This is a genomic window from Kitasatospora sp. NPDC002522 (assembly GCF_053595195.1).
In genome coordinates, this window is record NZ_JBSFXE010000032.1 from 15,655 (window position 1) to 28,614 (window position 12,960).

General features: G+C 72.0%; 8 protein-coding genes and 1 pseudogene. 7 read left to right on the forward strand and 2 right to left on the reverse strand.

The window, feature by feature from the left end:
• Positions 1-17: 17 nt before the first annotated feature.
• Positions 18-185: pseudogene (locus ACWD4U_RS24920) on the forward strand (transposase family protein); the annotation flags it as partial.
• Between the two features lie 56 nt (positions 186-241).
• On the opposite strand, the gene ACWD4U_RS24925 reads toward ACWD4U_RS24920, so the two are convergent.
• Together ACWD4U_RS24925 and ACWD4U_RS24930 are read right to left on the reverse strand one after the other, a co-directional pair.
• Positions 242-739, reverse strand: a complete 498-nt coding sequence (locus tag ACWD4U_RS24925; RefSeq protein WP_363456995.1) for an RICIN domain-containing protein — start codon at positions 737-739, stop codon at positions 242-244.
• Positions 740-852: 113 nt separating this feature from the next.
• On the reverse strand, positions 853-1,878 hold the full coding sequence (locus ACWD4U_RS24930; RefSeq protein ID WP_363457013.1) for a LacI family DNA-binding transcriptional regulator: 1,026 nt from the start codon (positions 1,876-1,878) through the stop codon (positions 853-855).
• Positions 1,879-2,120: 242 nt separating this feature from the next.
• Here ACWD4U_RS24930 and rhaI point away from each other — a divergent pair, with 242 nt between their 5' ends.
• From rhaI to ACWD4U_RS24960, 6 genes are all read left to right on the forward strand, one after another.
• Positions 2,121-3,287, forward strand: coding sequence for an L-rhamnose isomerase (rhaI, locus tag ACWD4U_RS24935; RefSeq protein WP_363456992.1), 1,167 nt, complete (start codon positions 2,121-2,123; stop codon positions 3,285-3,287).
• A 72-nt stretch (positions 3,288-3,359) separates the two neighbouring features.
• Positions 3,360-5,399 (forward strand): bifunctional aldolase/short-chain dehydrogenase, encoded by a 2,040-nt coding sequence (locus tag ACWD4U_RS24940; protein WP_363456989.1) that lies wholly within the window; start codon positions 3,360-3,362, stop codon positions 5,397-5,399.
• A gap of 82 nt (positions 5,400-5,481) precedes the next feature.
• On the forward strand, positions 5,482-6,963 hold the full coding sequence (locus ACWD4U_RS24945) for a rhamnulokinase (protein WP_363456986.1): 1,482 nt from the start codon (positions 5,482-5,484) through the stop codon (positions 6,961-6,963).
• A 417-nt stretch (positions 6,964-7,380) separates the two neighbouring features.
• Positions 7,381-10,566, forward strand: coding sequence for a discoidin domain-containing protein (locus ACWD4U_RS24950; RefSeq protein ID WP_363456983.1), 3,186 nt, complete (start codon positions 7,381-7,383; stop codon positions 10,564-10,566).
• The gene (locus ACWD4U_RS24955) at positions 10,563-10,889 is read left to right on the forward strand and encodes an L-rhamnose mutarotase (protein ID WP_363456981.1); all 327 of its coding nucleotides are present in this window, start codon (positions 10,563-10,565) and stop codon (positions 10,887-10,889) included. Before ACWD4U_RS24950 ends, ACWD4U_RS24955 begins: the two co-directional genes overlap by 4 nt.
• A 110-nt stretch (positions 10,890-10,999) precedes the next feature.
• A complete protein-coding gene (locus tag ACWD4U_RS24960; RefSeq protein WP_363456978.1) occupies positions 11,000-12,823 on the forward strand; it encodes a hypothetical protein in 1,824 nt (607 codons plus the stop codon).
• Positions 12,824-12,960: the final 137 nt, after the last annotated feature.

Sequence of the window (12,960 nt, forward strand, 5' to 3'; positions counted from 1 at the left end):
CGCGGGTGCTGCGGGTCCAGGAGGAGGACAACGCCGAACACCCACGGGTCCGCGCCCACGTCGAGCGCACGTTCGCACGCATGAAGAACTACAAGATCCTCCGCGACTGCCGACAGAAAGGCGACAGCCTGCATCACGCGGTGCAGGCCGTCGCCCACATCCACAACCTCGCCCGAACGGCATGAAACATCAGGTCAGAGCACACCTCGGCCTATCCGCTCACCGGATTCTGCAACAAGCTTTAGTATCGCCCCCACAGCTGGTAGAGGCCCGAGTTGCAGTCCTGCACGTAGAGGGACTTTCCGTTGCCGTCGAGGCATTGGCCGGTGGCGACGTTCTTGAGCTGCCGATAGCTGGTGCCGTGGGCGCCGCCGTTGATGGCCTGCGGCATCCATTGCTGGTAGCTTCCGTTGTTGCACGGGAACAGTCGGAGACTTCCCGCCTTGGGGCTGTCGAGACACTGGTTGGAATATGCACCGCTCCAGAACTGCCAGGCACCGTTCCCGTACGTCTCGACGTTCCACACCTGGTACGAACCGCTGTTGCAGGCCTGCATGTGCAGACCCGGCGACCCGGAGTCCATGCAGTTCTGCGATGCGAACTGCTGCAGGCTGTTCCCGCCGAATGCGTTTGCCGGTTCGGAAATACCCATGACTATCGCCGGCACTGCGAGCAGCGCGGCAACGCGAGCCAGCACCTTCTTCCGCATGATTTCCCCCTGATTGATGACAGCGAACAAGGCGCAGTCAGCGTGACACCGCCACAATGCCCTGTCAAGAGAGCAATGTCGGTGAAGAATATCCCGATGGATGGAAAATCGGCGAATACCACCCGAATTATTCGAGAAGCAACTCATTGCGCCGGCGTTGCCGACACGCGCAGGGTCGAGCGTCGTACCACCAGCTCGGGTTCGAAGACCACCTGGCGGTGGCGGTGGGCCGCGGCGTTCGGGCCGGTCTCCTGTGCGAGCATCTCGACGGCGGTGCGGCCCATCGCCTCGGCGGGCTGGCGGACCGAGGTCAGGGGGACGGCGGCGGCCGCGGCGAACTCGATGTCGTCGTAGCCGACGATCGCGAGGTCCTCCGGCACCCGCAGGCCCGCGGCGAACGCCGCCTGCAGCATCCCGAGGGCCAGCAGGTCGTTCGCGCAGAACACCGCGGTCGGCCGGGGCTGCATCCCGAGCAGCCGGGCGCCCGCGTCGCGGCCCGCCGCCACGTCCAGCCCGTCCACCTCCAGGTCCGCCAGCTCGGCGCCGCTCCCGGCCAGCGCGGCCCGCGCGCCGCTGCGCCGGTCGGCGACCTGTTGCAGCGGGTGGTGGCCGCCCGCGAACGCGATCCGCCGGTGACCGCCCGTCAGCAAGTGGGCGACGGCGAGCGAGCCGCCCCGGACGTCGTCCACCGAGACCGAGCACGCCTCCACGCCCTGCGCCAGCCGGTCCACCAGCACGAAGGGCACGCCGCCGCGGCGCAGCGCCGCCGCCCCCGAGCCCGCCGTGTCGGCGGGCGTGAGCAGCACGCCGCGCACCCGTTGCTCCGCGAACAGCGCGAGGTAGTCGGCCTCGTCGGCGAGCCGCTGCGCGCTGTTGCAGACCATGACGCGCAGGCCCTCCGCCCGCGCCGCGCTCTCCGCGCCGCGCGCCACCGAGACGAAGAACGGGTTGCCCAGGTCGAGCACCAGCAGGCCGATGATCCGGCTGCTGCCGGAGCGCAGCTGCCGCGCCGACTCGCTGCGCACGTAGCCGAGCAGGTCGATCGCGGCCCGGACCCTGGCCCGGGTCTCCTCGCCGACCAGCTCCGGCCGGTTGATCACGTTGGAGACGGTGCCCACCGACACGCCGGCCGCCCGCGCCACGTCCTTGATTCCCGCCGCGCCGCCCATGTCCGAAGCCGTCACCCCGTCCCGATTGAAGTCCCGGTTGAAGTCCCGGTCGAAGTCCGGGTTGAAGCCCGGGTTGAAGTCCACCAGGTTGAAGTCCGGGTTGAAAAGTTTCACCGACCTCTGTGGTCGCTCACGGCTCAGGCTACGCCAGCCCGCCACGCCCTTGCACCGACACCTTGACGCCTTCCGACCGGCGCACCTACCGTCGGGTTGAAACGATTCACATCGTGGGAGGTGCTCCGGTGACCGATCGATCCGCCGTGAAGGACGCCCTGCGGGCGCAGCGCATCGAGACCCCGTCGTGGGGCTACGGGAACTCGGGCACCCGCTTCAAGGTCTTCGCCCAGCCCGGCGTGCCGCGCGACCCGTTCGAGAAGCTCGCGGACGCCGCCCAGGTGCACGCGGCGACCGGCGTCGCCCCGAAGGTGTCGCTGCACATCCCGTGGGACCGGGTGGACGACTACGGCGCCCTGTCCGACCACGCCCGCGCGCTCGGGCTGGAGATCGGTGCGATCAACTCGAACGTCTTCCAGGACGACGACTACAAGCTCGGCTCGGTCACCAACCCGGATCCGCGGGTGCGCCGCAAGGCCGTCGACCACCTGCTGGAGTGCGTCGACATCATGGACGCCACCGGCTCGCGCGACCTCAAGCTGTGGTTCTCCGACGGCACCAACTACCCGGGCCAGGACGACATCTCGGCGCGCCAGCAGCGCCTCGCCGACGCCCTGGCGGAGGTCTACCGGCGGCTCGGCGACGACCAGCGGATCCTGCTGGAGTACAAGCTCTTCGAGCCCGCCTTCTACACCATGGACGTCCCGGACTGGGGCACCGCGTACGCGCACTGCCTGCGGCTCGGGCCCAGGGCCACGGTGGTCGTCGACACCGGCCACCACGCGCCCGGCACCAACATCGAGTTCATCGTCGCGTTCCTGCTCCGCGAGGGGAAGCTCGGCGGCTTCGACTTCAACTCCCGCTTCTACGCGGACGACGACCTGATGGTCGGCGCCGCCGATCCGTTCCAGCTGTTCCGCATCCTGCGCGAGGTGGTCGCCAACGGCGGCCTGGCCGCGGAGACCGGCGTCGCGTTCATGCTCGACCAGTGCCACAACATCGAGGCGAAGATCCCGGCGATCATCCGCTCGGTGATGAACGTTCAGGAGGCCACCGCCAAGGCCCTGCTGGTCGACACCGCCGCCCTGACGGAGGCTCAGCGGGCGGGCGACGTGCTCGCCGCCAACGAGGTGCTGATGGACGCCTACGCCACCGACGTCCGTCCGCTGCTGGCCGAGGTCCGCGCGGAGGCCGGGCTCGACCCGAACCCGCTCGCGGCGTACCGGGCCACGGGCTGGGCGGAGAAGGTCGTCGCCGAGCGCGTCGGCGGGGAGCAGGCCGGCTGGGGCGCCTGACCGCCGCCCCTCGCACACCGCTGGAATCCCCCAGAGCGCCACCGCCACCAGACAAAGGAAGCTGCTCCCGCCATGGCCCAGCACCCCGCCGTCGCCGCCCTCCTCGCCCGTTCCCACCGGCTCGGATCGGATCCGCGCAACACCAACTACGCCGGCGGCAACACCTCCGCCAAGGGGACCGCGACCGACCCGGTCACCGGGCAGGACGTCGAGCTGATGTGGGTGAAGGGCTCCGGCGGCGACCTCGGCACCCTCACCGGGCCGGGCCTGGCCGTGCTGCGGCTGGACCGGCTGCGCGCTCTCGCGGGGAGCTACCCGGGCGTGGAGCGCGAGGACGAGATGGTCGCCGCGTTCGACTACTGCCTGCACGGCGCGGGCGGCGCCGCGCCGTCCATCGACACCGCGATGCACGGCCTGGTCGACGCCGCGCACGTGGACCACCTGCACCCCGACTCCGGCATCGCGCTGGCCACCGCCGCCGACGGCGAGAAGCTCACCGCCGAGTGCTTCGGCGACCGCGTGGTGTGGGTGCCCTGGCGTCGCCCCGGCTTCCAACTCGGCCTGGACATCGCCGAGATCAAGCGCGCCAACCCGCGGGCGGTCGGCTGCGTCCTGGGCGGCCACGGCATCACCGCCTGGGGCGCGAGCAGCGAGGAGTGCGAGGCCAACGCGCTGTACGTCATCCGCACCGCCGAGGCCTTCCTCGCCGCGCGCGGCAAGGCCGAGCCGTTCGGCCCTGAGCTGGCGGGCTACGGCGCGCTTCCGGAGGCGGAGCGCCGGGAGCGGGCCGCCGCGCTCGCCCCGCTGATCCGCGGCCTGGCCTCGACCGACCACCCGCAGGTCGGCCATTTCACCGACGCCGCACCGGTGTTGGACTTCCTCGCCCGCGCCGAGCACCCGCGCCTGGCCGCCCTCGGCACCTCCTGCCCCGACCACTTCCTGCGCACCAAGGTCGCCCCGCTGGTCCTCGACCTGCCCGCCGACGCGCCGCTGGAGCAGGTCGAAGCCCGCCTGCGGGAGCTGCACGCCGACTACCGCACCGGGTACGCCGCCTACTACCACCGGCACGCCACCGCCGACTCCCCCGCGATGCGCGGGGCCGACCCGGCGATCGTGCTGGTCCCGGGCGTGGGCATGTTCTCCTTCGGGCGGGACAAGCAGACCGCCCGGGTCGCCGGCGAGTTCTACCTCAATGCGATCAACGTGATGCGCGGCGCCGAGGCCGTCTCGACCTATGCCCCGATCGAGGAGCGCGAGAAGTTCCGGATCGAGTACTGGGCGTTGGAGGAGGCGAAGCTGCGGCGGATGCCCGCGCCCAGGCCGCTGGCCGCCCGGGTCGCCCTGGTCACCGGCGCCGGCTCCGGCATCGGCCGGGCCATCGCGCACCGGCTGGCCGCCGAGGGGGCCTGCGTCGTCGTCGCCGACGTCAACTCCGCCACCGCGCAGGCCGTCGCCGACGAACTCGGCGGCCCGGACCGGGCCGTGGCGGTGACCGTCGACGTCACCTCCGAACCGCAGATCGCGGCGGCCTTCGCCGCCGCGGCCCTCGCCTTCGGCGGCGTCGACCTGGTGGTGAACAACGCGGGCATCTCCATCTCCAAGCCGCTGCTGGAGACCACCGCCGCGGACTGGGACCGGCAGCACGCCATCATGGCCCGCGGTTCCTTCCTGGTCTCCCGCGAGGCCGCCCGCACCATGATCCGGCAGGGGCTGGGCGGCGACCTCGTCTACATCGCCTCCAAGAACGCCGTCCTGGCCGGGCCGAACAACCTCGCCTACTCCGCGGCCAAGGCCGACCAGGCCCATCAAGTCCGGCTGCTCGCGGTCGAGTTGGGCGAGCACGAGATTCGCGTCAACGGGGTGAACCCGGACGGCGTGGTGCGCGGCTCGGGCATCTTCGCCGGCGGTTGGGGTGCCCAGCGCGCCGCCACGTACGGCATCGAGGAGGCGAAGCTCGGCGAGTTCTACGCCCAGCGCACCCTGCTCAAGCGCGAGGTCCTGCCCGAGCACGTCGCCGCCGCCGTCTTCGCCCTCACCGGCGGCGACCTCACCCACACCACCGGCCTCCACATCCCCGTCGACGCCGGCGTCGCCGGGGCCTTCCTGCGCTGAACCCGCACCCCTCCGGCAGCCAGGCCCCGCCAGCAGCCCCCGCACCCCACCGGCAGCCCCCGCCCCCACCGAGGACACCGCCGTGAACCCCCATACCTCGCACACCCCCCGCACCCCGACCGCCTTCGCCGCGGCGGACCTCGGCGCCACCAGCGGACGGGTGGTCGTCGGCCTGGTCGGCCCCGACCGCCTCGAGCTCACCGAGACCCACCGCTTCGACAACGTCCCCGCCCAACTCCCCGACGGGCTGCACTGGAACGCGCTGGGCCTGTACCAGGGCGTCCTCGACGGCCTGCGCGAGGCCGCCGCGCGCGGAGGCGTCGCCTCCGTCGGCATCGACGGCTGGGCCGTCGACTACGGGCTGCTGGACGCCGACGGCGCGCTGCTCGGCAACCCCTTCCACTACCGCGACCCGCGCGGCGCCGCCGCCGTCGAGGACGTCTGGCGCCGCCTCCCCGCCCACGACCTCTACCGGATCACCGGCCTCCAGCACCTGCCGTTCAACACGGTCTTCCAACTCGCCGCCGAGAAGCGCCTGGAGCGTGCCCGCACCCTGCTGCTCGTGCCCGACCTGATCACCCACTGGCTCACCGGCAGCATCGGCGCCGAGGCGACCAACGCCTCCACCACCGGCCTCTACGACGCCCGCACCGGCCACTGGTCCACGCTCGTGCTCGCCGCCCTCGGCCTCGACCGTTCGCTGCTGCCCGCGCTGCGCCGCCCCGGCGACCACGCGGGCACCGTGCTGCCGCACGTCGCCGCCGCCACCGGCCTGCGCCCGGACACCCCCGTCGTCGCGGTCGCCTCGCACGACACCGCGTCCGCCGTCGCCGCCGTCCCCGCCGCCGGCGCCGACTTCGCGTACATCTCGTGCGGCACCTGGTCGCTGGCCGGCCTCGAACTCGACGCGCCGGTCCTCACCGAGGCCTCGCGCGCCGCCAACTTCACCAACGAACTCGGCATCGACGGCACCATCCGCTACCTGCGCAACGTGATGGGCCTGTGGCTGCTGAGCGAGAGCCAGCGCACCTGGCGCGCCCGCGGCGAGCGCCACCAGCTGCCCGAGCTGCTCGAACGGGCCGCCGCCGCCCGCCCGTTCGCCGCGCTGGTCGACCCCGACGACCCCGCGTTCCTCGCCCCCGGCGACCTGCCGGCCCGGATCGCCGAGCACTGCGTCCGCACCGGCCAGCGCCCGCCCGCGGACCAGGGCGCCGTCGTCCGGTGCATCCTGGAGAGCCTCGCCCTGGCGCACCGTCACGTCCTGCGCCAGGCCGCCCGGTTGACCGGACGGACCATCCGCACCGTGCACCTGGTCGGCGGCGGCAGCCGCAACTCCCTGCTGTGCCGGCTCACCGCGGACGCCACCGGCCTGCCCGTCGTCGCCGGCCCCACCGAGGCCACCGCGATCGGCAACGTCCTCGTGCAGGCCCGCGCCCGCGGCCTGGTCGAGGACCGGCACGCGATGCGCCGCCTGGTGACCCGCACCCAGCAGGTGCGGCGCTACGAGCCCGGCGGCGACAGCCGCGCTTGGGACGCCGCCGCCGCCCGCGTGGGGCTCAGCTGACCGGTGCACGGCATGGACGACGCGTCACCTCCGTCGCCCGCTTCGTGACGATCGGTCAAGTATCGGTGAAATTGGAACGGTTGCGGGCCGCAGTCCCTGGAAATACTCCATTCACCGAAGGGTAACGTGCCGGCCGTCAGGTGGCCGGGATCGCATATTTCCGATGCGGCCGCGCGACCAGCAGCTGACCCTCTCGTGTCATCCCTGACCTCGCTGTCATCGCTGTGAGCTGCCTGCACGCCCGTCTACAGGACTCCGGAGCAGCGAGGCCACGCGTCGACCGAAAGCCGCGCCGCAAACCAATTGCGGGCGGCTCGAACAGGTTTGGAAACAAGTCCTGTTCGGCTCTCGAAGCCATTTCTCAGAGTTCGGAGGGTTTCCATGCGCACGCGCCGCCGCAGATCCTTGCGTCTCCTGGTGAGTCTGGCCCTGTCCGTCGCCCCGCTGGCCACGCTGACCGCGCCCCGGGCCGGTGCCGCCGGCGGTCCGACCGTCTGGATCCTGGACGCCACCGACCGGCCCTTCACCTCGACCACTCCGCCCGGCTGGGCGCCGACCGCGATCGAGCTGTACGCGGCGCGGGGCGGCTACGAGGCCGCGCAGATCCTGGTGCGCTCCGGGTCCGCGCAGAGCGGGGTGTCGGTCACGGCCGGCGCGCTCAGCGGCCCCGGCGGCGCGTCCATCCCCGCGGCGAACATCACCACGCGCTACGAGTACAACCATCCGAACATCCAGAAGGCCGGCAACGTGCAGAACCCGCCGGACGGCGGGATCGCGTACTACGACGCGCTGATGGACAACTCCCCGCGCTCGGTCGCGGCGAACACCACCTACGCCGCCTACTACCAGGTGTACGTCCCGGCCGGTCAGGCGCCCGGGGTCTACACCGGCAGCGCCACGGTGAACAGCAGCCTGGGCGCCGTCACGGTGCCGGTGTCGGTGACGGTCTACGGCGTGACGATCCCGCCGACCTCGCAGTCCACGTTCAAGATGAACAACTGGTTCACCTCGGCGGGCTGGGACTACTCGGGCACCGAGGCGGCGATCCCGGCCGAGTACAACGTGCAGATGTACGACGCCAACTGGTGGACCGTCGAGACCAACATCGCGGCGAACATGGCGCGGCACCGCAACAACGTCATCTACGCCGACGCCGTGGCCCTGCTGATCCCGAACACCACCGTCGACGCCGGCGGCCACTTCACCTTCGACTGGTCCACCTTCGACCGGTTCGTGAACCTGTTCGTCAACGCCGGGGCCATGCAGTACCTCTACACCCCGACCCTGCTGGAGCCCCCCGACTCCGCGCCGCAGCTCGACACCCTGGTCGCCGCCAACGGCGTGAGCGGCCCGGTCAAGCACGTGCTCTGCCAGCCCAACTCCGGCCCGGCCAACGGCTGTCCGGACACCAACGGCTGGCTGAACCAGTTCTTCCCGGCGCTCAAGGCGCACCTGGACGCCAAGGGCTGGACGAACAACTTCTACATGAGCGCCCTGGACGAGCCCACCAGCGCACCCCAGGCCACGGCCGCCAACTGGTTCTACTCCCTCTACGAGCAGTACTTCCCGAACCCGCGGACCAACGAGGCGCAGCTGACCACGTTCACCGGGGACGCCGCGCACCTGTCGACGCAGACGCCGCTCTCGTCCAACTACGACGCGAACGTGGCGCTGTACCAGAACTACCGGATCGGCGGGAAGGACCTGTGGCTCTACACCTGCATCCTGCCGCAGGGCACCTACATGAACCGCTTCACCAGCAACTACCTGAGCGGGACCCGGCTGCTCCCGTGGCTGACCTGGAAGATCGGCGGCGACGGCTACCTGCACTGGGGCTGGAACTACTGGCACGACGACTTCAACCCGCCGTACCCGGGCGCCGACACCTTCAACACGCCGCAGACCGGCGACCACTGGCTGGTCTACCCGAACAAGGCGGGCTACGGGATCTACGACAGCCTGCGCAGCGAGGCCCAGACCGCCGGCCTGCAGGACTTCGAACTGCTGCAGCAGCTGGCCGCGGTCAAACCACAGGCGGCGCGCACACTGGCAGAGACGCTGGTCACCAACCCGAGCGTCTACGACACCTCCGGCTGGAACGTCGAGGGGCGGCACAAGCAGCTGCTCGACGAACTGGCGGCGGCCGCGGGCGACCTGACGCTGCCGTTCACGGACGACTTCAGCGGCGGCGACCACTTCTGGACCCACACCCACGGCAGCTGGTCGACCGGCGGCGGCACGTACGCGCAGTCCGACGCGTCGGCGAACTGGGGGGACGTCTCCTACCTCCGCGGGCGGGGCTACAGCGACGTGTCGGCCGCCGTGGACCTGCAGATCACCGCGGTGAGCCCGTCCGGCGGCAGCACCAACTGGGCCGGGCTGATGGTCCGTTCGGCCAACGGCACCGACCTGGACTCCGGCTACCTGGTCGCCCAGCGGGACAACGGGCAGGTGTTCGTCTACCGCAGCGGCACGGCGATCGGCTCGGCCTCGGTGCCCGGGTACGTGTCGGGGCAGCGCACCCACCTGCGCGTGGTCGCCCGCGGCGGCACCCTGACGGTGTACTCCGGGACCGGCCAGGCGCCCGTGCTGACGGTCACGGACCAGGCGTTCACGGCCGGCGCCGTCGGCCTGGTCACCGGCGGCGCCAGCGCCAACTTCTGGAACGCGCGGGTCGTGCCGACCTCGGTGGATCCGGCCGAGAGCTCCGCCGTCACGGCCTCCAGCTCCTACGAGGCCGACGGCTGGGGCATCCGCTCCGCGGTCGACGGGCAGCGGACGACGGTGGCGAACGCGGCGGGGTGGAGCAGCTCCGGCAGCATCGGGTCCAACCACACCGAGTGGGTGCGGCTGGATCTGGGCTCGACCCGGTCGCTGAGCCGGATCGACCTCTTCCCGCGCAGTGACGGCGCCAACGCCGGACAGGGCTTCCCGGTCGACTTCACCGTGCAGACCTCGACCGACGGCGCCAACTGGACCACCGTCAGCACCCAGACCGGGTACCCGCGGCCGGGCGCCACCCCGCAGACCTTCCCGTTCGCCGCGGTCAACGCGCGCTACGTGAAGGTGACCGGGACGAACCTGAGCACCGACCAGTTCGGCAACTACCACATGCAGTTCGCCGAGATCGAGGCCGTCGGCGGGGACCTGGCGCCGGGCCGCACCGCGGCCACCTCCAGCTCGGTCGAGTACCCCAACGAGGGCTGGCTGACCGCCAACCTCACCAACGGGGCGCACCACACCGACCTGTGGAACTCCTCGGGCTGGAGCAGCGCCGGGTCCGGCTCGCCGAACACCACCCAGTGGGCCCAGGTCAACCTGGGCGGCCCGTCGCGGATCAGCCAGGTCACGCTGTACCCGCGCGACGACGCGCCCAACACGGGGCTGGGCTTCCCGTCGGCCTTCACGATCCAGACGTCGCCGGACGGCACCAACTGGACCACCGTGGTGTCGAGGAGCTCGTACCCGCGCCCCGGGGCCGGCGGCCTGACCTTCGCGTTCGCGGCGACCACCGCGCGGTACGTGAAGGTCACCGGCACCACGCTCACCGCGGACCAGTTCGGCGTGTACTACATGCAGCTGGCGGGGATCGGTGTCTCATGACGAAGCGCCGGATCTGCTTCCTGCTCCGGGTGAGGCCCGAACTCGCCGACGAGTACCGCGAACGCCACGCCCGGGTGTGGCCCGAGATGCTGGACGCCCTGCGCGCCACCGGCTGGACGAACTACTCGCTGTTCCTGCGCCCCGACGGCCTGCTGGTCGGGTACCTGGAGACCGAGGACTTCGACCGCGCCCGCGCGGCGATGGCCGCCACCGAGGTCAACGCCCGTTGGCAGGCCGAGATGGCCCGCTACTTCGAGGACCTCGACGGCGCGGCGGCGGACCAGGCGATGGCTCCGCTGACGGAGGTCTTCCACCTGGACTGAACCTCCGCTCCGGGAAGCACTTCTGATGATCCTTCAGTCCGGCCCCCGGCGTGTCGGGGGCCGGTGGGAGGATGGTCGGAGGAACGGGGGCTCGGGACCGAGGGGGGCGCATGACGGAGCGTCGGGCGTGGCGGGGGCCGCTGCGGCGGGCGGCGGCCGGGCTGGCCGTGTGGTGGCTGTGGATGCCGCTGCTCGCGCTGCTGGTGTGGATGGTCAAGCACCTGCTGTTCGGCGGGTTCGGGCAGCAGGACCAGAGCTACCGGCTGCTGATGGAGCGCCAGTTCCTCCCGCACGGCGGGGTGTGGGACGCGGCGCCGCTGTTCTGGTTCTGGGTCGCGGTGGGGCTGTGCGGCACGCTCTTCGCGGTCTGGTACGTCGCGGACGACTCCGGGGCCGGCTTCGACGGCTGGCCGATGCGGCTGACCACGGCGGTCGTGCTGCTGGCGGTGGTCGGCTCGCTGGTGCGGGCGGGCACCGGCCTGTGGGACGACGACAAGGACGCGGGCCGCTTCTACGCCGCGGCGACGGTGCTCGACGTGCCGGCCGGCGGCGCGGCCACGCCGCGTTCGGTGCTGCCGGTGACCGAGCACAGCCGGGCGGGCGACGGCAGCCGCTGCGACCTGGTGGGCACCGCGGACGTGCCGTCCTGCGTGAAGACCGCGCCGATGCCGGACTTCGACTTCGACGCGCGCACCGCCTCCTACGCCGCGGCGACCAAGGCCCTCACCGACAGCGCGGGCCTGACCTCCGGGGTCCACCTGATGGGCCACAGCCTGCACTACCTGCCGGACGCCTCGCAGGGCGGCGGGGTGTGGACGGCGGTCCTGGACGGCTCCGACGAGCAGCCGATGGAGGGCGTCGCGGTCTGGGACGGCCGGTCGAACTCCGTCGCCACCTGCGCGTTCCGCGGCGACCACGCCTTCGACCGGGCCTTCGCCGGGACGGGCGCGGCCAGCCTGCGCAACCTGCTCGCCGAGCGGTTCCCGGGCCTGGTCTACAGCGACCAGGACATCTGGGGCTACTGCGACGGCTCCGACACCCGCACCGCCCAGCCGGTGGTGGTGGTCTCGGTGGCGCGGCAGATCGCCTGGCAGCAGCGCACGGTGCTGGAGCCGGCCGGCGTGCTGGTGCTGCGCGGCTCCGCGGACGGCCGTCCGTCCGTCACCTACCGGGCCGAGGTGGCGCCGGGCGAGCTGCCCGGCGCGGTGTACCCGGCCTCGATGGTCCGGGCGCAGATCCAGGAGGTGCAGTGGCTCGGCGGACGCGGCGCGAAGGACGACCGCGGCTTCGGCTACGCGCACACCTCGGCCGCCACCAACGCCGCCAACCCCGGTGAGTTCCTGCTCCGTTCGAAGGCCGACGGCCACCTGTACTACGTGACGCCGCTGGTACCGCGGGAGAGCTCCTCGCAACTCGTGGTGGCGTTCGCGGTCCTGCAGGCCGACCGGGTCGGCAACGGACTCAACGACCTGCACGTGTACGTGCGCGGCGACGACAGCCCGTCGGTCAACCTCGACGTGCTGGCCAGCCGGATGGTCTCGTACATGGCGCAGCAGACCTCGATCACCATCAGCACCGGGTCGGGCGGCGCGCTGCAGGAGATCGTCCCGTTCGGCAAGGACATGTGGCGCGGCTTCGTGGACTTCAACGGGCAGACCCAGGACTACATCGACCTGTCGGGCGATGCCACGGTGACGCCCAACCTGGTCGCGCTGCGCGGCAGCATCACCCCGCCCGGCGGCCAGCCCTCGCCGGCGCCCGCACCCAGCGGCTCCCCGACCGCCGCGCCGCCGACCGCCGCACCGCCGAACGGCGCACCGGTGGCGGGCTGCGGCGGCGACCCGGCGCAGCTGACGACCGAACAGCTCGCCGCCTGCGTCGCGCAGTTGTCGAGCACGCTGCAGGGGCGCCTGCAGACCTCGCCGCCGCGGTGACGCCGCGGTGACGCTCCGTTGACACCGCCTGGCGTAGCGTCCACGAACGGTCGGCGCGCAGCGCGTCGGCGGCTCCGCCCTGGCGCGGGGCGGACGTTCGCGGGCGAAGGGCGCACTCCATGGCGTACCACGGCGGT